This is a genomic window from Pseudomonas sp. (assembly GCF_017744435.1).
In the GTDB taxonomy this organism is placed as follows: domain Bacteria; phylum Pseudomonadota; class Gammaproteobacteria; order Pseudomonadales; family Pseudomonadaceae; genus Aquipseudomonas.
Genome location: NZ_JAGIBG010000015.1, coordinates 21,333 through 44,342 on the forward strand (window position 1 = coordinate 21,333; position 23,010 = coordinate 44,342).

A 23,010-nucleotide genomic window follows, 5' to 3' on the forward strand; every position below is an offset into this window, starting at 1 on the left:
CTTTTTTCAAAGTGGCAAGATTGCAGAGCAGATCATGAGAAAGCGCCAGCCCCCTGTCGGCCAAACCGGCAAAAACTTCTTCAAACAGGTGCTCACCCACGTACCTCGCCCGGATCGATACGCCAGAGATGCCATCCTCGGCTGGGCCCGCCAGCAGCAACTGGACCTCGACCCCGACCAGACGCTTGCCATTACCCTGCACTGCAGACTCATCCCCGGTCGAGGCTGGCTCGCACAAGTGGCCGAGCAGATGACCATGACCGAGGCGTTACTGACCAACTGGCAGGACCGCGCGCTGTCACTGACCGTGCAGCAAGCGTTCCAGCTGGCCGTGAACCCACTGACCGGTGCGCTCGACCTGCTTGGTGCATTGCCCGAACTTCAGCTACCGCACGGCCGGCAGTCCTGGGCCAAAGCGTTTGGCACAAGCCAGGTTGAAATCGTCGCACAACTGCCCAAAGCCGGCCTGTGGCACGACATCGAGGTCTCTACCGTTTTCAATGGGCTCTTCCGCCTGAGTCAACCCTTGCGTTACGACGCCAGTACCTTTGTCCAGTTCGACGCCGCGGCATTCCAAGCCTTCATCTGGAAGCTGGATTTTCATGAGGTGTACAAACGCCAGCTTGAAACGTTTTGGGGGCACGCTTTCAACCACTATATCGTCAGCTCACGCATTGCCTTCCTGGCCGCCTGCAACCGACAAACACAGCAAGGCAACCTGAGCGAGCGCGGGCGCAGCCTGGCATGGCGCGCTGCAGGCGTCGCGCGCTGGCACCACGACAGCAGGCTCAGCAACAACGGCGTCATCGCCAGGATGCTCAGTATCAATGGTTACCGCTCGAGCGATATCCTTTGCCTGAGCGACGCCAGCAGCGGCCTGACCCTGCTGTACCTACCTGGCAACACCAGCCCCCTTCATGAGTTCGCCAGTATCAGCGCCATGCGCACCTGGCTGGCCAGGCAATGTCGTGATGCCAGCAAGCGTGCCGCACTGCTCGCACACTTCTGCGCCAGTGACATTGCCGACCGGCTCACCCGCTCCGGGCTGGCCACCATTCTTCAGGGCATGGCGGCCTGGCCGCCTCGCCACAACATCCTGCCGGCAACCTCCGTCTACCGGTTGGCGAGAGTCTGGAACCCGCATGCCTTGATCAATTACAAGGCCGACACCTACAGCCCACAGATCGAAAACGACGTGTTCACGGCCTTCGCGCAAGCGCAGCGACTACGTAGCCAAAGCGATGGCGACTACCTGATTGCCCGCGATAGTGACGTAACCAAAGCAGCCTGGCGTGGCTACTTCTACCTGACCATGAACTTGCTTACGCCGTTTCTGCTGCTGGCCCCCGAACTCGTTCCTCTGCTGGCCATCGCCGGCGCCGCGCAATTCGGTGTCGGCCTGGACCAGATGCTCAACGACAAGCCATTGGAACAGCAGGAAGAAGGCGCCGAGCAAGCCGTTTTCGGCCTGCTGAATGCCGCCCCCGGGCTCGCTCGGGGAGTGAGCGCGAGCAAAACCTTGTTCGGTAGCCGCCCGCTGGGCTTCATCAAACCCGTCAGGCTCAATGGTCGAATCGGCTACCCACTGAGCCCGGTAACACCGCCTCACCTGCCAGGTGCGGCGATGACGCCCTTCTTCCGCGAACTGGCTGAAGTCGGCGAGGAGACGGCCGCCGCCAGCCCGGGTGCCGACCCGCACATTGCCCACTGCGTCACGCGCTTTCGGGCATTTGGCACAGGCGACGAACTGAGGGGCGATGTCGGGAATGGCCTTCAAGCGCTCTATTACGATGCCAGCCAAGACAGTTTCGTGCTCAAGCATGCCGATGGAACACGGGGTGCCCAGCATTACGTCGCCACCGCCGACCCGCTTCGCCCTGAAACCAGTCGACTGGTACCCGATACCGAACCTTCCCGTGAAACAAGCCCGGCCACACGTTCGCGAACGCTGCGCGCCCTGGGTATAGACCTGCAACTGCCGCTAGACCTGGATGCGCTCGGCAACGAGCCCGGGATGCCCGTCCCCAGGCAGGTATTTCATATCTGGGTGGGCGACCGGATGATTGCCGGGGACTACCTGAATGCGCTGGACAACAATGTCAACGTGCTGCGCAACAGCGACTTCAGGCTGAAACTGTACCTTTCCAAGGCTGATCCGCAGGCATTCGAACGTAACATGGTCCTGCTGCAAAGCCGCATGCAGAAAGGCCTGGAGGTTGCCCCCCTGGAGCATCAGACCTTCTACAGCCAGTTCATGGTAAGCGAGTACTTCGAACAGTATCAGGCGGCAATCAACGGAAATGGCGGCGTGGCGTCCAATTTTTCTTCGGCCTCGGACATCTTGCGCTATCGGATACTGCACAGTGAAGGTGGGATCTACCTGGACATGGACGATCACCTGTTGACCGAGCCTGATCCCTCGAGCGGGCTGCCGCGCGCCAGAATCGACGGTGTAGCACTGAATACCCCCATCGACGGCCTGCTGCTGCGCAGTCCGGTGTGCAACGCACAGCTGGGGATGTACACAAGCTACAACACCAGCATGATCGGCAGCCGTGCTTTCAATCCGGTGTTGAATGATATATCCGACGAGATCCTCAATCGCTACCTCACCCCAGAGGGCCAGGACTTCTACCGGGCCCCCAAGCCCGCTCGGCATAGCGAAGCTGCGTTCCAGGCCTACACTCGCCAGCTCAACCAGCTGACAGGCCCTGCGGTGCTCAACCACGTGATCGATCAACGCCTGCCAGCGCTCTATACCTACAGGCAGTTGGCGGATCTGGCGAACATTCCCGCCTTTTACCACGAGGCGCTCATAGACGTTTCAGCCCTGCAACGCGCAGAGCTACGGCTACTGCCTCTTGAAGACGTGGCTAATGCAGGGAACGCCCAGGGCTATTGACAACAGGCAAGCTTCGACCGCCCGTTACAGCAGGCCCGATAGATATCTACCACCGCTCCCCCCCTCACCCGCTCATCCTTCGCCGCCCCCACTCAGTGCAGGATGAGCACCATGTCCACGAGCAACATCAACGCCCTCGGCGTGCAGTACGTGCGCGATCATCTAGGCAACGTCCCACGCCCGGACCGCGAAGCCAACCGACTGATCCGCCAATGGCTCGTGCCACACGGCATCGACCTGGACCCGGAACAGATCGATGTGGTCACGCTGCACTATCGCAGCGATGGCGAGGGCAGCCACCTGGCCGCCGTCGTCCAGCGTCAGAGCCTTGCGCAGGCACTGCTGGCCAACTGGCAGGGCGAATCGAACAACGATCTGTTCGGAGGGCTGTTCGGAACCCCTTGGGCAGGCACCCTGCCTGACGGCCCCATTCGCCTTGTCGAAACCCTGCCCGCACCTGAGCTCAACCACTATGGTGCTGCCTACAGCGTGTTCAACGGCCTCTTCCGCCGCAGCGAACCGGCCCGTTACGACACCTCCACGCAGCTGCCAATAGCCGCCGAGGCCTTTCAGCAATTCATCGAGCAACTGGACTTCCATGCGCCGTTCAAAGCCATGCTCGACGCCTATTGGCGTGACCATCTGGAGAGCTATCGGCTGTCCAGCAAGCTCAATTTCGTCGCCGCCTGCAACCTTCAGGTCGCACAAGGCAGCCTCAGCGATGCCGGACGCCACCTGGCCTGGCGTGCCGCCGACCTGCTGCCGCGCGGCCAAGGCCTGCGCCTGAGCACGCTGAGCATCTATGGCTACGCCGCAACCGACCTGTTGTACATCAACGACGCCAGTACCGATCTCACCCTGCTCTACGCCCCAGGCAACAGCGCTCCGCTGTTGGAGTTCGCCAGCGAGACGCTACTCAAGGACTGGGTTGGCCAACAATGCAAGGCACCCGCCAGCCGCCAGGCCCTCAGGCAGCACTTCAGACTGGCCGACGGCCCCCAGGGCCTAGACTTCAGTGGCCTTGATACCGCCCTGGAAGGTTTGGGCGAATATCCCCGCAGGCATCGTTTGCCGCCGCAACACGGCTTTTTCAACGACGATGGCACCTGGTCGCCCCGCGACTATGTGAACTATCGGCCTGGCAAGTACAACCCCAGAATCACTGGCGACCTGTTCCAGGCCCTGGCTGAACGGCAGCGCCAGCGCAGCTACGATGATGTCGACTTCATCATCACCACCGACAGTGACGTCACCAAGGCAAGTTGGCGCGCCTACCTGAACACCACGCTCAACCTACTAGCGCCGCTGAGTCTTGTGATACCCGGCCTGGCACCGCTGCTGGCGCTCGGTGGTATCGCCCAGCTCGGCCTTGGGCTGGACCAGGCGATCAATGGCAAGGGCTTGCAAGACAGGCAAGACGGCGTGGCCGACATCGCCTGGGGCCTGCTCAATGCCGTGCCGCTGATCGTGCACGGGGTTGCCCGCAGCAAGGTGCTGTTCGAAAGCAAGAGCGACCGTTTCGTAGTGCCAAGCCGCATCAACGATCAGCTCGGTTACCCGCTCAGCCCGCTTTCACCGCCGCACCTGCCCGATGTCGATATCGCGCCGTACTTCCATATCCCTGACCCCATCCCGCCATTGCCGGAAGGCGACCAGGCCGTGGCCGACTCGGTGATACGGGTGCCTCGCTACGATGGCACACCCGATAACCTCGACGCACGTATCGATACCTACAACGCACGCGTCGTCTACGACATGGAGCGAGACGCCTTCATTCATGAATACGCACTCAATGAAGTCGACTCGATTGCCTACATCGCCCGCCCTGGCAGCCACGATCTGGTGCCGGCAGGTACCGGTCGGGAAGTCAGCAACGCCACCCGCATGCGCACCCTTCGGGCTCTGGGCGTCGACTTGCCACTGCCGGTGGATTTTCCTCTGGTGCCGGACGAGAGCAGCCAGGCAATCCCAAAAACGATCTCCTGCCTTTGGGTTGGCGACAAGGTGATCAGCCCGTCGCTCATCGCCAACCTGGCGAGCAATGCCACGCGCACCAACGACAGCGCCTATGTTGTCCGTTTGTTTCTTTCCGCTGAGTCGCCATCGGCCTATGCCGAAAACCTGCGTCTCCTCGCCGAGCAGGCCCCGGGCCTGCAGGTGCTGCCGTTGGAAGAGCAGACCTTCTTCCGCACCTTCCAGCAAAGCCGATACTACGCCCAGTACCAGGCTGCGCTGGACGGGAACGGCGGAGTGGCGTGCAACTTCGCCTCAGCTTCCGACGTCCTGCGCTACCCCATGCTGCACCATGAAGGTGGGCTGTACATGGATGTGGACGACTACCTGCTGGCAGAGGGCGAACCGCCCCTGGTGGTCGACGGGCACCCCGTCGGCAGCCCTGGTGAAGCGCTTGACCAGCTTGCACTGCTCACCGCCCCGGATGGCCTGCTGCTGCCGCCCCCGATGTCCAACGAGAAAATGAGCATGAACTGCCTCTACAACACCAGCGTGATCGGCAGCCATGCAGGCAACCCCACACTCGAGGCAATTTCCGAGGAAATGCTCGCCCGTTACCAGGCCAATCGGGATTTCTACGACAGCAAGCCGAGCCTGGCCGAAGACCCTGCAGGCTTCTATCGCTACGCCAGGCGCCTGAGCTACCTGACAGGGCCTGACCTGCTCACCCATGTTGTCGATCAACGCCTGCCGGCTCTGCGCACCCTGCGCCAGATCATGAACCTGTACAACATGCCGCGCATCCACTCCTGGCAGTTCGTCACCCTCGACCACTACCAACAGGCATTGCACAACCTGCTACCACTGAACCGCCTGGTCAAGGTCGGCGGCAACCATTCCTGGGTCACGACCTGAGTACATACATACCCCTTGCGGCGTCGGGCCTGCGTCCATCATGCAGGCCCCACGACAATGGCAGGTCAGCATATGACGACTCAATTGCACCCCTCCGGGATCCAGCACGCACTCGATCACCTCACCCAGATCCCGCGCCCCGATCGGCTCAGCATCGAACGAATACGGGAGTGGGCCAAGACCCAGGGCTCGGACTTCGATCCCGACACCGCCTTGGCGGTGACCTTGCATTACAAGCCCAACCCTGAGGGAGGCTGGATTGCCAAGGTCGTCGAGCAGATACCCCTCGGCCAGGCGGTGCTGTCAAAGTGGCAAGAACAACCCGACAACCTGCAGCACATTGCGCTGAGTACCTATGCTGTGCTCGACTTTCTCGGGCTCCTGCGCGACTGGAGCCTGCCTCAGGAGAGCTGGGCCAGGGCGTTTGCCCAAGGGAACGTGCAGATCGTCGATGAGCTCCCAGAGGGCGGTCTGTTCGGCACGCTGGATGATTACGCCGTCTATCAAGGCGTGTTCCGCAAGACGCAGCCCATGCGGTATACCCAGCAAACTCAGATCTCCACCGACACGCGAGCATTTCAAACGTTCATCTGGGAACTGGATCTGCACGATGAGTACATCGCCAGACTCGACGACTACTGGCAACACAAGTTCGACGATTACGCGACGCTGTCCCAGGTGAATTTTCTCGCGGCCTGCAACAAGCAGGTCGAGGAAGGCAGTCTGAGCGAAGCAGGTTGCGACCTGGCCTGGCGCGCTATTGGCATCGCACATGATGATGAAGCCTCGACAAAGCACGCTGACACCGTAGAAGCACGCATGCTCAACATCTACGGCTATGTAGCCACTGATATCCCGTGCCTTACGGATCGAAACTCAGGGCTGACCTTGCTGTACGTTCCCGGCAATTCGTCGCCTTTGCACGAGTTCGAGAACGCCAGCGCGATGAAAGCCTGGCTGGTGCAACAGTGCAAGGACAGCGAAAAGCGTAAGTCATTGCTGACGCACTTTCGCCTCCAGGACTTTTCAACCGGGCTCGGCTACACAGGGCTGGAGGATACCCTCAAAGGGCTGGCCAGTTACCAGGGGCCGCGCTTCCTGTATGTCAACAACCTGGTCATCCCGGCCAGCGGCTGGTCAACGCAGTACATCAATCACAAGGTCGACGAATACAGCCCGCTGATAACCGACGGCCTGTTCAGCCACATCACCTCGCGGTTACGCCAACGAAGCTATGAAGATGCCCGGTTCATCATCACGACCAACAGCGATGTAATCAAGGCCAGATGGCGAGGCTACCTGAATCAGACGATGACTCTGCTTGCACCGTTAACCTTGGTGGTGCCTGGCCTGGGATGGGTGGTTGCCATTGGCGGAATCGCCCAGCTCGGCCTGGGCCTGGATGAAGTCATCAATGGCAAGAATCTTCAGGAAAAAGCCGATGGTGCCCTGAACGTCGCGTTTGGAGCACTGTGTGCCCTGCCGTTGGCTGACAAGGTGTGGTCCGCCGGCAAGAAGGTATTCCGGACACAATTCGATGGATTCGTCGCCCCTGGCAGGGTCAATGGACAGATCGGCTACCCGCTCAGCCCGATACGGGCACCCAGGTCGCGATGGGTCGGAGCCAACTTCGAGAAGTTCTTTGAGCAACCGGTCCCGGTCGAGCCACTGCCGGCACCTGCTCGCCAGATGCTGATCAGCCGCCAGACCACCCACGCGGGCATGGATACCCTCGTGAATACAAGCAATCCGGTAACGCAGTGGGTGTATGAGCTCGAAACGGACGCCTTTGTAAAAACAAGTGACCTTGAACAACACTCGCCCGAACGCTACATCGCCGAGAATTCCCGCTTGAGTGTCTACCTGCCAGAAATCAACGGCCCACGTGTGGTAACGGACGCCATGCGCGAAAGCACGCTGCGCACCCTCGGCATAGAAATAAGCCTGCCCATCGAAATACCAAGGGTGCCTGAGGTAAACCAGATAGATATTCCCAGGCGCGTGATGTTCCTGTGGGTCAACGACGATCTCCTTGCACCTGGCATGCTCACACGCATCGCCCGCAATTCCAGGCTGCTCAGGGACGCGGGTTATGGCCATTGCCTCTATCTTTCCGAACAAAACGCCGCAGCGTTCAACCAGAATGCCCGTGCCTTGGCGGTTGCCGCACCCAACCTGCAGGTACTCCCGCTTGAGCAACAAGGCTTTTTCGCCAACATGGGATACACCAGGCGCTTCTACGATGCTGCCATGGAAGGCCCTGCGCGGGGCTCATCCCACCTGACCGCCGCCACCGACATGCTGAAGTACCATGCGTTGCATCAAAATGGCGGCTTGTACATGGACATTGGCAACGACCTGCTGGCCCCGTCGGCTCACCCTTCAGCGGCAGGCATCAGCAATGAAGCCTCACCCAGTGAATGGATAGGCAACATACCCCTGCGGACCACGCTCGACGGGCTATTGCTGGAGCAGCCTACATCGAACCCGTTCAAAGGGGTGCACCAGCAATACAACACCAGCGTGATCGGCAGCCATCCCGGCAACCCGACACTGCTGAATGTGATTCGCAACATGGACCTTCAGCTGGATACACGGCCTGGTTTTTTCACACAGAACAGCCACTGGCCGGGCAAAAGCGCTCATGCCCCCAAGTATGCAACCTATGCCAAAGCCCTGAGCGAGCTCACCGGCATTGGCATGTTCAATCAGGCCGTGGACCATAGCCTGCCTGCACTGCGGCAGATGAAAAAGATCTACAAGCTGTTCAGTTGCCCCTTGCTGAACCCGCCCACGCTGCTGGGGGCCGACCTGCACCCTGTTTCGACCGAAGAGTTGCAGAACACGCTCCAGTCACTGTTCCGTGTTTCACGGGTAGTGCGCGTCAATAACGGGTTCGGTTGGCGCAACCTGAATCATTGACGTAGTGCGTCGCGCACTGGGCCAGAAAATCAAAGGGCGCCCGCAGGCGCCCTTTGAATTTCATTCGCCGCGATGCAGCTTGCTCATCAACTCCGCCTCGGCCTGGGTCAGGCCGCAGGTTTCGGTGAGCTCCGCCACGCTGGCGCCCATGCCCACCAGCTTGGCGGCCTGGGTAAAGGTCACGCTGTTGGGGTCGCGCTGCTCCAGCTGCTGGAGCTTCTCCGGCAGCGGTGCCACGGTCGCGCGCAGTTCATGGAGGGCTTCACCCATGCGCACGGTGCCGTTCTGGTAGTCATCCAGGCGCTTGGCCAGGTCCTTGATGCGCTGGTCGCGCAGGGCGTCGCCCTCGGCCTGCTGCGCCGCCAGTTCGCGCTGGCGCTTGCTGTAGTTGAGGAAGAACCACAGGCTCAGGGCCCACAGCAGCGCCAGGAAGATTACCGCCACCTCGAAGATCAACTCAGATGTTCTCCAGCTCGGACCACTCTTCCTCGGTCATCATCTTGTCCAGCTCGACCAGGATCAGCAGTTCGCCGTTCTTGTTGCACACGCCCTGGATGAACTTGGCCGACTCTTCGTTACCCACGTTCGGCGCCGTTTCGATTTCCGACTGACGCAGGTACACCACCTCGGCAACGCTATCGACCAGGATGCCGACCACTTGCTTGTCAGCCTCGATGATGACGATACGGGTGTTGTCGGTCACGTCCGACGGCATCAGCCCGAAGCGCTGGCGGGTGTCGATCACCGTCACCACGTTGCCGCGCAGGTTGATGATGCCCAGCACGTAGCTTGGCGCGCCCGGCACCGGAGCGATCTCGGTGTAGCGCAGCACTTCCTGCACCTGCATGACGTTGATGCCGTAGGACTCGTTGTCCAGACGGAAGGTTACCCACTGCAGGATCGGATCTTCAGAACCTTGCGCAGACGACTTTTTCATTCCCCTAGCCCTCTAAATCCGCTGTTGGCGGTTGTGTTCGGTGTCATTTCTGTTTGGCATGCAACTGCTTGACCGCGCCGCTGGCGATCAACTCGGCCAGTTCGGCAACGTCGAGCAGTGCACACATGTGTTCGATGACCGTGCCGGCCAACCAGGGACGCTGGCCACGCTGGCTGCGCCACTTGATCTCGGCGGGGTCCAGGCGCAGCGAGCGGCTGACCTGATGCACCGCCAGGCCCCATTCGTAGCCCTGCACGGAAATCACGTAATTCAGGCCCTGGCGGAAGTCGTCGCGGTAACGGTCGGGCATGACCCAGCGCGCGGTATCCAGCACCTTGAGGTTGCCGGCCTGGCAGGTCAGGATGCCCAGGAACCAGTCTGGCTGGCCGAACAGCGGTGTCAGCTCCTGGCCTTCCAGGCTGTAGATCGAGCCCAGGCAAACCAGCGGCACCGCCAGGGTCAGCCCGGCGACGTCGAACAGCAGGCACTCGAACGGTTCTGCGGCCCAGGCCGGGCGGCCGTCGACGCTGGCCGGCGGGGCCGGCGTGTCGGCCATGCCTGCCGCTGGCAGGTGCACGTCCACCAAGGGGGCAACCGGCTCCGGCGCCGGCACTTCGGTCAGCACCGGGATACTGGCCTCAGCCACCACTTCAGTCTCGACCACCGCCACCACCGGCTGCTCGACCGGCAGCACGGCTGGCAGCACCTTTACCTGCGGCTCGGCAAAAGGCCTGGCTGCGGGTGTTGGCTGGCGAGCGTCCCGCACCTGCTCTTCGCGCACGGCAGCGGCGAACTCATCATTGGCCCCGAGCGCTTCAGCCGGCGCTGGCAGGTCGAGGATATCCTCGGCCTCGGTGGCCTCCTGCAACAGCCCATCGAGGTACGACTGCAGGGCCAGTTGTGGATTGGTACCGACAGGCCGGTTCATGAAACCACCTGCGCAACCGGCTTGTAGGTGAGCATGTGCTTGAGCAATGCCCGGTAGGCGATCACCCCGCGGCTCTTGCCATCGAACTGCGACGGCGTGACGCCATTGCGGCTGGCATCGCGCAGGCGTGTGTCGACCGGGATGTAGCCCTGCCACACCTGGTGTTCATAGGTATCTCGCAGCACCTTGAGGGTGCCCAAAGAAGCTTGCGTACGGCGGTCGAACAAGGTCGGCACGATCTGGTAAGGCAGCGCTTGCTTGCGCGAGCGGTTGACCATGGCCAAGGTGCCGATCATGCGCTCCAGGCCTTTCACCGCGAGGAATTCTGTCTGCACCGGTATCACCAGCTGCTGGCTGGCAGCCAGGGCATTGACCATCAGCACGCCGAGCAATGGCGGGCTGTCGATCAGGGCGAAATCGAAATCCTGCCATAACTGCGCCAGACTCTTGGCGATCACCAGGCCCAGGCCACTCTGCCCCGGCGACTGACGCTCCAGCACGGCCAATGCGGTACTCGACGGCAGCAGCGAGATACGCTCATCGCTGGTGGGCAGCAACAACTGCCCCGGCAGGCCTTCGGGCACGCTGCCCTTGTGCAGGAACAGGTCGTAGCAGCTGTGCTCCAGGGCATCCGGGTTGTGCCCGAAATAGCTGGTCATGGAGCCATGCGGGTCGAGGTCGACGACGACCACACGCTTGCCCGCCTCGGCCAGCAGGCCGGCCAGGGCGATGGTGGTCGTGGTCTTGCCAACGCCACCTTTTTGATTGGCTACTGCCCAGACTCTCATAGGACAACTCTTGCTTCATGGGTGCCGCCGGCTGCCACAGGGCATGCGGTGACGGAGAATTGACGGCTCACTTGGCCATCGTCGCTGCTGGGGCTGGCGGTGCACTTTGTGTGCCAGCACGGCGCAACGCTGCGTCCGGGGTCGCATTGGCACTGCCCGAACCGGTCAGGCTGCGGCGTACTTCGAGGTTGCGGGAAATCACCAGCACGACCCGGCGATTGCGCGCACGCCCTTCGGCGGTGTCATTGCTGGCCACCGGCTGGTACTCGCCGTAACCCACCGAGGCCATGCGCGCCGGGTTGACCCCTTCCATCGCCAGCAGGCGCACGATGCTCGCCGCCCGCGCCGCCGACAGTTCCCAGTTGGTCGGGTACTGCGCCGTGCGGATCGGCAGGTTGTCGGTGAAGCCCTCGACGTGCACCGGGTTGGCGAACGGTTTGAGGATGTTGCCGACTTTCTCGATGATGGCGAACGCCTGGTCACTGGGCATGGCATCGCCACTGCCGAATAGCAAGGACGAGTTGAGCTCGATTTCCACCCACAGCTCGTTGCCGCGCACGGTCATCTGGTCGGACTTGATCAGGTCGCCGAAGGCATCGCGCACGTCGTCGCTGATGGTCTTCAGCGGGTCGACGTTGGTCTGCGCCAGGCCCGCATCGGTCTGCTCGCTGTCCTTGATCAAGGGTTCTGCGGGTTTCACGCTGAGCGGCTGCTCATCGCCGATCGGGATCGGCTTCATGCTCCGCTCAGGGTCGTTGAACACCCCGAGCAGCGCTTGCGAGATGACCTTGTACTTGCCCTCGTTGATCGAGGAGATCGAATACATGACCACGAAGAAGGCGAACAGCAAGGTGATGAAGTCGGCGTACGACACCAGCCAGCGTTCGTGATTCTCGTGCTCCTCGGTATGACGGCGACGGCGCATGGCTTACTCCATGAAGCCTTGCAGCTTCAACTCGATCGAGCGCGGGTTCTCGCCCTCGGCGATCGACAGCAGGCCTTCGAGCAGCATCTCGCGGTAGCGCGACTGGCGCATGACGATGGCCTTGAGCTTGTTGGCGATCGGCAGCAGGATCAAGTTGGCACTGGCCACGCCATAGATGGTGGCGACGAAGGCCACGGCAATGCCGTTGCCCAGTTGCGACGGGTCGGCCAGGTTGCCCATGACGTGGATCAGGCCCATGACCGCACCGATGATACCGATGGTCGGGGCGTAGCCGCCCATGCTCTCGAACACCTTGGCGGCCTGGATGTCACGGCTTTCCTGGGTCAGGAAGTCGACTTCGAGGATGCTGCGGATCGATTCCGGCTCCGCACCATCGACCAGCAGTTGCAGGCCCTTGCGGGCGTAAGGGTCGGGTTCGGCATCGGCCACCCCTTCCAGGCCGAGCAGGCCTTCCTTGCGCGCCGTCAGGCTCCAGTTGACCACCCGGTCGATACCACCGGCCAGGTCGACCCGCGGCGGGAAGAAGATCCAGCGCAGGATCTGCAACGCGCGCTTGAACGCCGACAGCGGCGACTGCAGCAGTGCCGCTGCCAGGGTGCCACCGAGCACGATCAGGCCCGCCGGGCCATTGAGCAAGGCACCGACGTGGCCACCTTCAAGGAAGTTGCCACCGACGATGGCGACGAACGCCAGGATCAGGCCAATCAGGCTGAGCACATCCATCAGACACAAGCCTCGACCAGGTGTTTGCCGATTTCATCCAGGCTGTACACCGCGTCCGCCAGGTTGGCTTTGACGATGGCCATGGGCATGCCGTAGATCACACAGCTGGCCTCATCCTGGGCCCACACGGTACTGCCACCCTGCTTGAGCAGGCGCGCGCCTTCGCGACCATCGGCGCCCATGCCGGTGAGCACCACCGACAGCACCTTATCGCCATAGGACTTGGCCGCCGAACCGAAGGTGATGTCCACGCACGGCTTGTAGTTCAGGCGCTCGTCGCCCGGCAGGATCTTCACCGTGCCACGGCCGTCGATCATCATCTGCTTGCCACCCGGGGCCAGCAGCGCCAGGCCCGGGCGCAGCATATCGCCGTCCTCGGCTTCCTTGACGCTGATCTTGCACAGCTTGTCGAGGCGTTCGGCGAATGCCTTGGTGAACGCGGCGGGCATGTGCTGGATCAGCACGATCGGCGCCGGGAAGTTCGCCGGCAACTGGGTCAGCACCCGCTGCAGGGCCACCGGGCCGCCGGTGGAGGTACCGATCGCCACCAGCTTGTAAGGCTTGCGCTTGGGAGCCGGGGCATGCGCCGCTGCCGGCGCCGCCGCACGGGCAGGCGCGGCAGGACGGACCGGCGCGGCGCTGGCCAGGCTGCTGGCGGGTGCATGGCTGGCGGCCGGTGCAGGTGCGCTGACCGGCGCGTGGCTGGTGTAGCCGCCGAAACGGCGGTTGCTGCGTGAGATGGTATGCACCTTCTCGCACAGCAGCTGCTTGACCTTCTCCGGGTTGCGCGAGATGTCTTCGAAGTTCTTCGGCAGGTAATCCACCGCACCGGCATCCAGCGCGTCGAGGGTGACGCGGGCGCCTTCATGGGTCAGCGAGGAGAACATCAATACTGGCGTCGGGCAGCGCTGCATGATGTGCCGCACGGCGGTGATGCCATCCATCATGGGCATTTCGTAGTCCATGGTGATGACATCGGGTTTGAGCGCCAGTGCCTGGTCGATCGCTTCCCTGCCGTTGGTCGCGGTGCCGACCACCTGGATCGTCGGGTCCGCCGAGAGGATTTCCGAAACGCGGCGGCGGAAGAAACCGGAATCATCCACCACCAGGACCTTGACTGCCATAAACACTCCATATAGGCGGCGCCACCCGCCAGGGCGCGCCGCCGAAAATCAGATACGCCGTGCCGCGTAACGCTTGAGCATGCTCGGCACGTCGAGAATCAGCGCGATGCGGCCGTCACCAGTGATGGTGGCGCCGGACATGCCCGGGGTGCCCTGCAGCATCTTGCCCAGCGGCTTGATCACCACCTCTTCCTGGCCCACCAACTGGTCGACCACGAAGCCGATACGCTGGGTGCCGACCGAGAGGATCACCACATGGCCCTCGCGCTGCTCCTCATGCACCTGGCCCTGAACCAGCCAGCGCTTGAGGTAGAACAGCGGCAGCGCCTTGTCGCGCACGATCACCACTTCCTGACCGTCGACCACGTTGGTGCGCGACAGGTCGAGGTGGAAGATCTCGTTGACGTTGACCAGCGGGAAGGCGAACGCCTGGTTGCCCAGCATCACCATCAGGGTCGGCATGATCGCCAGGGTCAGCGGCACCTTGATGACGATCTTCGAGCCCTGGCCCTTGGCCGAGAAGATGTTGATCGAGCCGTTGAGCTGGGAAATCTTGGTCTTCACCACGTCCATGCCGACACCGCGGCCGGACACGTCGGAAATCTCGGTCTTGGTCGAGAAGCCCGGGGCGAAGATCAGGTTGTAGCAGTCCGACTCGCTCAGGCGATCGGCCGCGTCCTTGTCCATCAGGCCTTTTTCCACGGCCTTGGCGCGCAGGATGTTCGGGTCCATGCCCTTGCCGTCGTCGGAGATCGACAGCAGGATGTGGTCGCCTTCCTGCTCGGCCGACAGCACCACGCGGCCGGTCCGGGCCTTGCCAGAGGCTTCACGCTCGTCCGGCATCTCGACACCGTGGTCGACGGCGTTGCGCACCAGGTGCACCAACGGGTCGGCCAGGGCCTCGACCAGGTTCTTGTCGAGGTCGGTTTCTTCGCCGACCAGCTCCAGGTTGATCTCTTTCTTCAGTTGCCGAGCCAGGTCGCGGACCAGGCGCGGGAAGCGCCCGAAGACCTTCTTGATCGGCTGCATGCGGGTCTTCATCACCGCGGTCTGCAAGTCGGCGGTGACCACGTCGAGGTTGGACACGGCCTTGGACATGGCCTCGTCACCGCTGTTCAGGCCCAGGCGCACCAGGCGGTTACGCACCAGCACCAGTTCGCCGACCATGTTCATGATCTCGTCCAGGCGCGCAGTGTCGACACGCACCGTGGTTTCCGCTTCGCTGGCAGGCTTTTCCGCGGCCGGAGCCGGGCTGCGGGCTGGCGCGGCCGGCTTGGCGGCGGCAGCAGGTGCAGCGGCAGCCGGGGCTGCAGCAGGCTTGGCGACCGGTTTGCTTTCAGCCACGGCCGCAACCGGCGCTGCCACGGCGACAGGCGCTTCGGCAGCAACGGTTTCACCGGTGAACTTGCCCTTGCCGTGCAACTGGTCGAGCAAGGCTTCGAACTCATGCTCGGTGATCTCGTCGCCGCTGCCGGGCGCAACAACGCGCTCCACTGCAGCAGTGGCAGCTGGCAAGGCATCGGCCTGGAAGGTGCCCTTGCCGTGCAACTGGTCCAACAACGACTCGAATTCTTCGTCGGTGATCTCGTCGCTCACCGGCGCACTGGCATCGACCACCGCTTCGGCAGCGGCGACTTCGGGCGAGAACTGGCCCTTGCCATGCAACTGGTCGAGCAGCGATTCAAACTCGGCATCGGTGATGTCGTCACCCGCGCCGCCCAGGGCCTCGCCCTGCATCTGCTCTTCGGCAGCGGCCGCTTCGGCCTTGACCGCGTCGAGCGAGTCGAGCAGCTGTTCGAACTCGGTGTCGGTGATATCCGCCTCGGCGGCCACCGGCTCCGGCGCAACCTCGACCACAGGTGCCGGGGCGTCGGCGCTGGCAGGCTCCGCCAGGCGCGACAGGGCCGCCAGCAGCTCCGGCGTGGCCGGGGTCACTTCGCTGCGCTCGCGCACCTGGCCGAACATGCTGTTGACTGTGTCCAGTGCTTCGAGCACCACATCCATCAGTTCCGCGTCGACCCGGCGCTCACCTTTGCGCAGGATGTCGAACACGTTCTCGGCGATGTGGCAGCACTCCACCAGCTCGTTCAGCTGAAGGAAGCCGGCGCCCCCTTTTACAGTGTGGAAACCGCGAAAGATCGCATTGAGCAGGTCGGCATCGTCGGGCCGGCTTTCCAGCTCGACCAGTTGCTCGGACAGTTGCTCAAGAATTTCGCCGGCTTCTACCAGGAAATCCTGAAGGATTTCTTCATCGGCGCCGAAGCTCATTAAACGTGCTCCTTAAAAACCCAGGCTGGACAGCAGATCGTCGACGTCGTCCTGACCGGACACAACGTCTTCACGCTTATCGGCATGAATCTGCGGACCTTCACCCCGAGTCGGATGTTTTTCTTCATCTTTTTCAGCGCGCAGCTGCTGGTGGTCGTGTTCGATACCGGCAAACCGGTCGACCTGACTGGCCATCAGCACGAGCTTGAGCAGATTGCTTTCCACTTCGGTGACCAGCGCGGTCACGCGCTTGATCACCTGGCCAGTCAGGTCCTGATAGTCCTGGGCCAGCAGAATGTCGTTGAGGTGGCCGGCGACCTTGCGGTTGCCCTCGGCGCTGTGCGTCAGGAAACTGTCGACGCGCCTGACCAGCTCGCGGAACTCCGGCGCTGCGACTTCACGGCGCATGAAGCGCTGCCAGTCGACGCTCAGGCCTTGCGCCTCGGCTGCCAGCTCGTTGAGCACCGGGGTGCTCTCCTCCACCAGGTCCATGGTGCGGTTGGCGGCACCCTCGGTGAGCTTGACCACGTAGGACAGGCGCTCGGTGGCATCGGTAATCTGCGAGACTTCCTCGGCCTGCGGCATGCGCGGGTCGATCTGGAAGCTGACGATCGCACTGTGCAGCTCACGGGTAAGCTTGCCGACTTCCTGGTACAGGCCACGGTCGCGGGTCTGGTTGAGCTGATGAATCAGCTGCACCGCATCGCCGAAACGCCCCCGTTCCAGGCTCTCGACCAGCTCCTGGGCATGTTTCTTCAGGGTCGACTCGAACTCCCCCAAAGACGTCTGTGTTGATTCCATGGCGCCCCCTGACGTGACTCAGCCGTTGACGCGTTCGAAGATCTTCTCGATCTTTTCTTTGAGCACCTGGGCGGTGAACGGCTTGACCACGTAACCATTGACGCCGGCCTGGGCCGCTTCGATGATCTGGTCGCGCTTGGCTTCGGCGGTCACCATCAGCACCGGCATGGTTTTCAGGCGATCGTGGGCACGGACCTTGCGCAGCAGGTCGATACCGGACATGCCAGGCATGTTCCAGTCGGTCACCAGGAAGTCGTAATGGCCGCTTTCAAGCATCGGCAGCGCGGTGGTGCCGTCATCGGCTTCATCGGTGTTGGTGAAGCCCAGGTCACGCAACAGGTTCTTGATGATCCGCCGCATCGTCGAAAAGTCGTCAACGATGAGGATTTTCATGTCTTTGTTCAAGTAGACCTCCAAGCAGTCTCAAACGCGCTCGGCCCCCGAGCGCGCATTCATTCAATTCGGTACAACATGGAAAACGACTGCAACGACCCCGGGCTCAACGCGCCCGCCACTCCCCCAGGCGGCTGCGCAGGCGCGCGGCACACTGGCTGTGCAACTGGCTGACACGCGATTCGCTGACCCCCAGCACCTCACCGATTTCCTTGAGGTTCAGCTCTTCGTCGTAGTACAGCGCCAGTACCAGGCGCTCACGCTCCGGCAGGTTGGCGATCGCATCGGTCAGGGCAGCCTGGAAGCGCTCGTCCTCCAGATCGCGCGACGGCTCGACCTGGCCACTGGCGCCGTCCTCGTGCAGCCCTTCGTGCTCGCCGTCCTGCAACAGGTCGTCGAAACTGAACAGGCGGCTCCCCAAGGTATCGTTCAAGATCCCGTAGTAATCATCGAGACTCAATTGGAGTTCGGCAGCAACTTCATGATCTTTAGCGTCGCGGCCAGTTCTTGCTTCCACGGCGCGCATCGCATCACTGACCATGCGCGTATTGCGGTGCACCGAACGCGGTGCCCAATCGCCCTTGCGGACCTCGTCGAGCATCGCCCCGCGGATGCGGATGCCGGCGTAGGTTTCGAAGCTGGCGCCCTTGCTGGCGTCGTACTTGTTGGCCACTTCCAGCAGGCCGATCATGCCGGCCTGGATCAGATCCTCGACCTGGACGTTGGCCGGCAAGCGTGCCAACAAGTGGTAGGCGATACGCTTGACCAGCGGCGCGTAGCGCTCCACCAGCTCGAACTGGGCGTCTTTCGACGCCTTGCTGTACATCTTGAAGCCGCTCGCGTTCATAGCACGGGTCCTGCGCTGGTGGGTTGCACCAGGCGCTCGACAAAGAACTCAAGGTGCCCGCGCGGGTTGGCCGGCAGCGGCCAGCTGTCGACCTTCTGCGCGATGGCCTTGAAGGCCAGGGCACACTTGGAGCGCGGGAAGGCCTCGTAGACCGCGCGCTGTTTCTGCACCGCCTTGCGCACGCTCTCGTCATACGGCACGGCGCCGACGTATTGCAGCGCGACGTCAAGGAAGCGATCGGTGACCTTGGTCAACTTGGCGAACAGGTTGCGCCCTTCCTGCGGGCTCTGCGCCATGTTGGCCAGCACGCGGAAACGGTTCATGCCGTAGTCGCGGTTGAGCAGCTTGATCAGCGCGTAGGCATCGGTGATCGAGGTCGGCTCGTCGCACACCACCAGCAGCACTTCCTGGGCCGCGCGCACGAAGCTGACTACCGAGTCACCAATACCCGCAGCGGTGTCGATCACCAGCACATCGAGGTTGTCGCCGATCTCGCTGAAGGCCTGGATCAGCCCGGCATGCTGGGCCGGGGCCAGGTGCACCATGCTCTGGGTGCCGGAGGCGGCCGGCACGATGCGCACACCGCCAGGCCCCTGCAACAGCACATCACGCAGCTCGCAGCGCCCTTCGATGACATCGGCCAGGGTGCGCTTCGGGGTGAGGCCCAGCAATACGTCGACGTTGGCCAGGCCAAGGTCGGCGTCCAGCAACATCACCCGGCGGCCGAGTTCGGCCAGCGCCAGGGACAGGTTCACTGAAACGTTAGTCTTGCCGACGCCACCTTTGCCACCGGTGACGGCGATCACCTGTACGGGATGCATGCTACCCATGTTCGTTGTTTACCTTGTCTCGCTTGGACCCAAGCCACACGCGGGGTAGCACTGCCAGCCCCGGAATGTAGGTACTTTGCATACGCTTCATCCTCAACCTGCGCGCCGCGGGTTGTGGTAGAGATCAGCGAACATGTCGGCCATCGCCTCTTCGCTGGGCTCGTCCTGCAACTGCACGTTGACCGCGCGGGTCACCAGCTGGTGCGGACGCGGCAGGTGCAGGTCGTCAGGAATGCGCGGACCGTCAGTGAGGTAGGCCACGGGCAGTTCATGACTGATGGCCAGGCTCAGCACGTCGCCGAGGCTCGCCGTTTCATCGAGTTTGGTCAGGATGCAGCCAGCCAGGCCGCAGCGCTTGTAGCTGTGGTAGGCAGCGGTCAGCACCTGCTTCTGGCTGGTGGTAGCCAGCACCAGGTAGTTCTTCGCGGCAATGCCACGCCCGGCCAGGGTTTCCAGCTGCATGCGCAGGGCCGGGTCGCTGGCTTGCAGGCCGGCGGTATCGATCAGCACCACGCGCTTGCGCAGCAGCGGTTCCAACGCGGCTGCCAGCGACTGGCCCGGATCGACATAGGTCACCGGCACGTTGAGGATGCGCCCCAGGGTCTTGAGCTGCTCCTGGGCACCGATGCGGAAGCTGTCCATGCTCACCAGGGCCAGGTTCTGCGGGCCGTACTTGAGCACGTAACGCGCTGCCAGCTTGGCCAGGGTGGTGGTCTTGCCCATGCCGGCCGGGCCGACCATGGCGATCACGCCGCCCTCTTCGATCGGTTCGACCTGTGGCACTTTGATCATCCGCGCCAGGTGCGCCAGCAGCATGCGCCAGGCCTGGCGCGGCTCTTCGATCCCATTGGTGAGATCGAGCAGTTCGCGGGCGATCGGGCCGGACAGGCCAATGCGCTGCAGGCGACGCCAGAGGTTGGCCTGGGCCGGCTTGCTGCCTTGCAGCTGGTTCCAGGCCAGCGAGCCGAGCTGCACTTCGAGCAGTTCACGCAGGCCCGACAGCTCCGAACGCATGGCGTCGAACAGGCGCGGGTCAATCGGGGCCGGAGCAGGTGCCGCAGCGGCTGCCGGGGCATCGACATGCGGCTCGATCAACGGCTCGGCGGCGGTCAGCGACTGGCCGGCGAACAATTGGCGGTTGCCTTCGCTGGCCTCGGCGCGGTTGTCCAGCTCGGCCTGGGCAGTGGCGATGCGCGACTGGGTCTTGCGCAGCTCTTCTTCCAGTTCGACGTTGGGCACGCGCGGGGCCAGCGCGGACAGTTTGTAGTCCAGCGCGGCGGTCAGCTCGACACCACCGGCGATGCGGCGGTTGCCGATGATGGCGGCATCGGAGCCCAGCTCATCACGGACCAGCTTCATGGCCTGACGCATATCGGCGGCGAAAAAACGCTTGACTTGCATAACCCACTACCTCAGCCGTTGGGGCCCACTGTGGCAACGATGGTGACTTGCTTGTTATCCGGTATTTCCTGATACGCCAGAACATGCAAATTCGGTACAGCCAGGCGACCGAAGCGCGACAACATGGCACGGATCGGGCCAGCTACCAGAAGAATGGCCGGTTGGCCTTGCATTTCCTGGCGCTGGCAGGCGTCGATCAGCGAACGCTGCAGCTTTTCGGCCATGCTCGGCTCAAGAAGAACACCGTCTTCCTGACCTTGCCCGGCCCTTTGCAAACTATTGAGCAAGATCTGTTCCAACCTTGGCTCAAGGGTGATCACAGGCAGCTCGGACTCAACGCCGACAATGCTTTGGACGATGGCACGACACAATCCGACGCGCACTGCCGCCACCAGCGCGGCGGTATCTTGACTCTTGCTGGCATTGTTGGCGATGGCCTCGGCAATACTGCGGATGTCACGCACCGGCACTTGCTCGGACAACAATGCTTGCAGGACCTTGAGCAGCCCCGACAAGGAAATGACACCGGGCACCAGCTCTTCTGCAAGTTTAGGCGATGCCTTGGACAATACCTGCAACAGCTGCTGAACCTCTTCGTGGCCGATCAGCTCGTGGCAGTGCTTCTGCAGGATCTGGTTGAGGTGGGTGGCAACCACGGTGCTGGCGTCGACCACGGTATAACCCAGCGACTGCGCCTGGGCGCGCTGACCGACGTCGATCCATACCGCCTCAAGACCGAATGCCGGATCGCGCGCGGCGATGCCATTGAGAACGCCAAACACCTGACCCGGGTTGATCGCAAGCTCGCGGTCCGGGTAGATGTCGGCCTCGGCGAGGATCACCCCCATCAGCGTCAGGCGATAGGCACTGGGCTGCAGGTCGAGGTTGTCGCGAATATGCACGGTCGGCATGAGGAAGCCCAGGTCCTGGGACAGCTTCTTGCGCACGCCCTTGATACGCGCCAGCAGTTGGCCACCCTGGTTGCGGTCGACCAGCGGAATCAGCCGGTAGCCAACTTCCAGGCCGATCATGTCGATCGGTGTCACATCGTCCCAACCCAGCTCCTTGGTTTCCAGCGCGCGCTGCGGCGACGGCAGCAGGTCCTGCTGGCGCTGAGCTTCCTTCTGCGCTTCTACCTTGGCCTTCTGTTGTTTCTTCCACACCAGGTAGGCGCCGCCACCGGCCAGCAGGCCAAGGCTGAGGAAGGCCATGTGCGGCATGCCCGGCACCAGGCCCATGATGATCATCAGTGCCGCGGACACACCCAGCGCCTTGGGCGAGTCGAACATCTGACGATTGATCAGCTTGCCCATGTCCTCGGAGCCCGAGGCACGGGTGACCATGATCGCGGCGGCGGTAGACAGCAGCAGTGATGGCAATTGCGCCACCAAACCGTCACCGATGGTCAGCAAGGCATAGACCTTGCCCGCATCGCTGAACGACATGTTGTGTTGCAGCATACCGATCAGCATGCCGCCGATCAGGTTGATGAAGAGGATCAGCAGGCCGGCGATGGCGTCACCGCGGACGAACTTGCTGGCACCGTCCATCGAACCGTAGAACTCGGCCTCCTGGGCCACCTCGGCGCGGCGCGCCTTGGCCTGGGCCTGGTCGATCAGGCCAGCGTTGAGGTCGGCGTCGATAGCCATCTGCTTGCCGGGCATGGCGTCGAGGGTGAAGCGTGCGCTCACCTCGGAAATACGCCCGGCACCTTTGGTGACCACCACGAAGTTGATGATCATGAGGATGGCGAACACCACCGCACCGACCACATAGTTGCCGCCGATCACCACCTCACCGAAGGCCTGGATCACTTTACCGGCAGCGCCGTGGCCTTCCTGACCATGGAGCATGACCACCCGCGTGGAGGCCACGTTCAGCGCCAGGCGCAACAAGGTCGCTACCAGCAGGATGGTCGGGAACGCGGCGAAGTCCAGCGGGCGCAAGGCGTACACGCAGACCAGCAGGACCACGATCGACAGGGCGATGTTGAAGGTGAAGAACACGTCGAGCAGGAACGGCGGTATCGGCAACATCATCATTGCCAACATCACCAGCAGCAGCAACGGTACGCCCAGGTTGCCCCGGCCGAGCCCGGCCAGGTTGTTGCGGGCGTTGCTGATTAACTGAGTGCGATCCACCGCGAGTCCTCTTGATGCAAAACTTTGACGCCCAAGGGGCGCTTGGGCGTGGCTCTGCAAGAAGCCTTCCAACTTTACTCGGTTATGGATTCATGTTGCCTGTAACGGCCTCTTCGCGGGCGCGCCCGCTCCCACAAGTACAGCGCACACTCAACCCTTGTGATATCCCTGTGGGAGCGGGCGCGCCCGCG

17 protein-coding genes are annotated in these 23,010 nt (G+C 62.6%); 3 read left to right on the plus strand and 14 right to left on the minus strand.

The features are described 5' to 3' along the window. The first annotated feature begins 34 nt into the window (after positions 1-34). The 3 genes from J7573_RS12275 (at position 35) to J7573_RS12285 (ending at position 8,692) form a co-directional block, all read left to right on the plus strand. Positions 35-2,902, plus strand: coding sequence for a DUF6543 domain-containing protein (locus J7573_RS12275; protein ID WP_294335073.1), 2,868 nt, complete (start codon positions 35-37; stop codon positions 2,900-2,902). A gap of 111 nt (positions 2,903-3,013) precedes the next feature. After that, positions 3,014-5,770 carry a DUF6543 domain-containing protein gene (locus J7573_RS12280; protein ID WP_294335075.1) on the plus strand — a complete coding sequence of 919 codons (2,757 nt, stop codon included), beginning with the start codon at positions 3,014-3,016 and terminating at the stop codon, positions 5,768-5,770. 72 nt (positions 5,771-5,842) lie between these two features. Continuing rightward, positions 5,843-8,692, plus strand: coding sequence for a DUF6543 domain-containing protein (locus J7573_RS12285; RefSeq protein WP_294335077.1), 2,850 nt, complete (start codon positions 5,843-5,845; stop codon positions 8,690-8,692). A gap of 60 nt (positions 8,693-8,752) precedes the next feature. Here J7573_RS12285 and J7573_RS12290 read toward each other — a convergent pair whose 3' ends face one another. From J7573_RS12290 to flhA, 14 genes are all read right to left on the minus strand, one after another. Further along, a complete protein-coding gene (locus J7573_RS12290) occupies positions 8,753-9,148 on the minus strand; it encodes a DUF2802 domain-containing protein (RefSeq protein ID WP_294335078.1) in 396 nt (131 codons plus the stop codon). Between the two features lies 1 nt (position 9,149). Then, positions 9,150-9,629: a chemotaxis protein CheW gene (locus tag J7573_RS12295; RefSeq protein ID WP_016393802.1), complete on the minus strand. Its 480-nt coding sequence runs from the start codon at positions 9,627-9,629 to the stop codon at positions 9,150-9,152. 43 nt (positions 9,630-9,672) lie between these two features. Further along, the gene (locus tag J7573_RS12300) at positions 9,673-10,557 is read right to left on the minus strand and encodes a chemotaxis protein CheW (protein ID WP_294335093.1); all 885 of its coding nucleotides are present in this window, start codon (positions 10,555-10,557) and stop codon (positions 9,673-9,675) included. Further along, positions 10,554-11,345: a ParA family protein gene (locus J7573_RS12305; RefSeq protein ID WP_294335094.1), complete on the minus strand. Its 792-nt coding sequence runs from the start codon at positions 11,343-11,345 to the stop codon at positions 10,554-10,556. Before J7573_RS12305 ends, J7573_RS12300 begins: the two co-directional genes overlap by 4 nt. A 67-nt stretch (positions 11,346-11,412) precedes the next feature. After that, the gene (gene motD, locus J7573_RS12310; protein ID WP_294335096.1) at positions 11,413-12,270 is read right to left on the minus strand and encodes a flagellar motor protein MotD; all 858 of its coding nucleotides are present in this window, start codon (positions 12,268-12,270) and stop codon (positions 11,413-11,415) included. Between the two features lie 3 nt (positions 12,271-12,273). After that, positions 12,274-13,014: a flagellar motor protein gene (locus J7573_RS12315; protein ID WP_103446507.1), complete on the minus strand. Its 741-nt coding sequence runs from the start codon at positions 13,012-13,014 to the stop codon at positions 12,274-12,276. Beyond that, on the minus strand, positions 13,014-14,138 hold the full coding sequence (locus J7573_RS12320) for a chemotaxis response regulator protein-glutamate methylesterase (protein WP_294335100.1): 1,125 nt from the start codon (positions 14,136-14,138) through the stop codon (positions 13,014-13,016). The genes J7573_RS12315 and J7573_RS12320 overlap by 1 nt, the downstream gene beginning before the upstream one ends. Positions 14,139-14,186: 48 nt before the next feature. Beyond that, complete coding sequence (locus J7573_RS12325; RefSeq protein WP_294335101.1) at positions 14,187-16,406, minus strand: chemotaxis protein CheA; 2,220 nt, start codon at positions 16,404-16,406, stop codon at positions 14,187-14,189. Positions 16,407-16,418: 12 nt separating this feature from the next. Beyond that, positions 16,419-17,207: a protein phosphatase CheZ gene (locus tag J7573_RS12330; RefSeq protein WP_294335103.1), complete on the minus strand. Its 789-nt coding sequence runs from the start codon at positions 17,205-17,207 to the stop codon at positions 16,419-16,421. 18 nt (positions 17,208-17,225) lie between these two features. Continuing rightward, positions 17,226-17,600: a chemotaxis response regulator CheY gene (locus tag J7573_RS12335; RefSeq protein WP_103446503.1), complete on the minus strand. Its 375-nt coding sequence runs from the start codon at positions 17,598-17,600 to the stop codon at positions 17,226-17,228. Positions 17,601-17,706: 106 nt separating this feature from the next. Continuing rightward, positions 17,707-18,447, minus strand: a complete 741-nt coding sequence (fliA, locus tag J7573_RS12340; RefSeq protein WP_103446502.1) for an RNA polymerase sigma factor FliA — start codon at positions 18,445-18,447, stop codon at positions 17,707-17,709. Further along, entirely contained in the window at positions 18,444-19,277 is an 834-nt protein-coding gene (gene fleN / locus J7573_RS12345) for a flagellar synthesis regulator FleN (RefSeq protein WP_054884183.1), read from the minus strand. The genes fliA and fleN overlap by 4 nt, the downstream gene beginning before the upstream one ends. Positions 19,278-19,370: 93 nt before the next feature. Then, entirely contained in the window at positions 19,371-20,678 is a 1,308-nt protein-coding gene (gene flhF / locus J7573_RS12350) for a flagellar biosynthesis protein FlhF (RefSeq protein WP_294335109.1), read from the minus strand. 11 nt (positions 20,679-20,689) lie between these two features. Further along, entirely contained in the window at positions 20,690-22,819 is a 2,130-nt protein-coding gene (flhA, locus tag J7573_RS12355) for a flagellar biosynthesis protein FlhA (RefSeq protein WP_294335111.1), read from the minus strand. Between the last annotated feature and the right edge of the window lie 191 nt (positions 22,820-23,010).

Coding starts and splice junctions, on each gene's coding strand:
- J7573_RS12275 (WP_294335073.1), top strand. CDS start 35: ATGAGAAAGCGCCAGCCCCCTGTCGGCCAAACCGGCAAAAACTTCTTC.
- J7573_RS12280 (WP_294335075.1), top strand. CDS start 3,014: ATGTCCACGAGCAACATCAACGCCCTCGGCGTGCAGTACGTGCGCGAT.
- J7573_RS12285 (WP_294335077.1), top strand. CDS start 5,843: ATGACGACTCAATTGCACCCCTCCGGGATCCAGCACGCACTCGATCAC.
- J7573_RS12295 (WP_016393802.1), bottom strand. CDS start 9,629: ATGAAAAAGTCGTCTGCGCAAGGTTCTGAAGATCCGATCCTGCAGTGG.
- J7573_RS12300 (WP_294335093.1), bottom strand. CDS start 10,557: ATGAACCGGCCTGTCGGTACCAATCCACAACTGGCCCTGCAGTCGTAC.
- J7573_RS12305 (WP_294335094.1), bottom strand. CDS start 11,345: ATGAGAGTCTGGGCAGTAGCCAATCAAAAAGGTGGCGTTGGCAAGACC.
- motD (WP_294335096.1), bottom strand. CDS start 12,270: ATGCGCCGTCGCCGTCATACCGAGGAGCACGAGAATCACGAACGCTGG.
- J7573_RS12315 (WP_103446507.1), bottom strand. CDS start 13,014: ATGGATGTGCTCAGCCTGATTGGCCTGATCCTGGCGTTCGTCGCCATC.
- J7573_RS12320 (WP_294335100.1), bottom strand. CDS start 14,138: ATGGCAGTCAAGGTCCTGGTGGTGGATGATTCCGGTTTCTTCCGCCGC.
- J7573_RS12325 (WP_294335101.1), bottom strand. CDS start 16,406: ATGAGCTTCGGCGCCGATGAAGAAATCCTTCAGGATTTCCTGGTAGAA.
- J7573_RS12330 (WP_294335103.1), bottom strand. CDS start 17,207: ATGGAATCAACACAGACGTCTTTGGGGGAGTTCGAGTCGACCCTGAAG.
- J7573_RS12335 (WP_103446503.1), bottom strand. CDS start 17,600: ATGAAAATCCTCATCGTTGACGACTTTTCGACGATGCGGCGGATCATC.
- fliA (WP_103446502.1), bottom strand. CDS start 18,447: ATGAACGCGAGCGGCTTCAAGATGTACAGCAAGGCGTCGAAAGACGCC.
- fleN (WP_054884183.1), bottom strand. CDS start 19,277: ATGGGTAGCATGCATCCCGTACAGGTGATCGCCGTCACCGGTGGCAAA.
- flhF (WP_294335109.1), bottom strand. CDS start 20,678: ATGCAAGTCAAGCGTTTTTTCGCCGCCGATATGCGTCAGGCCATGAAG.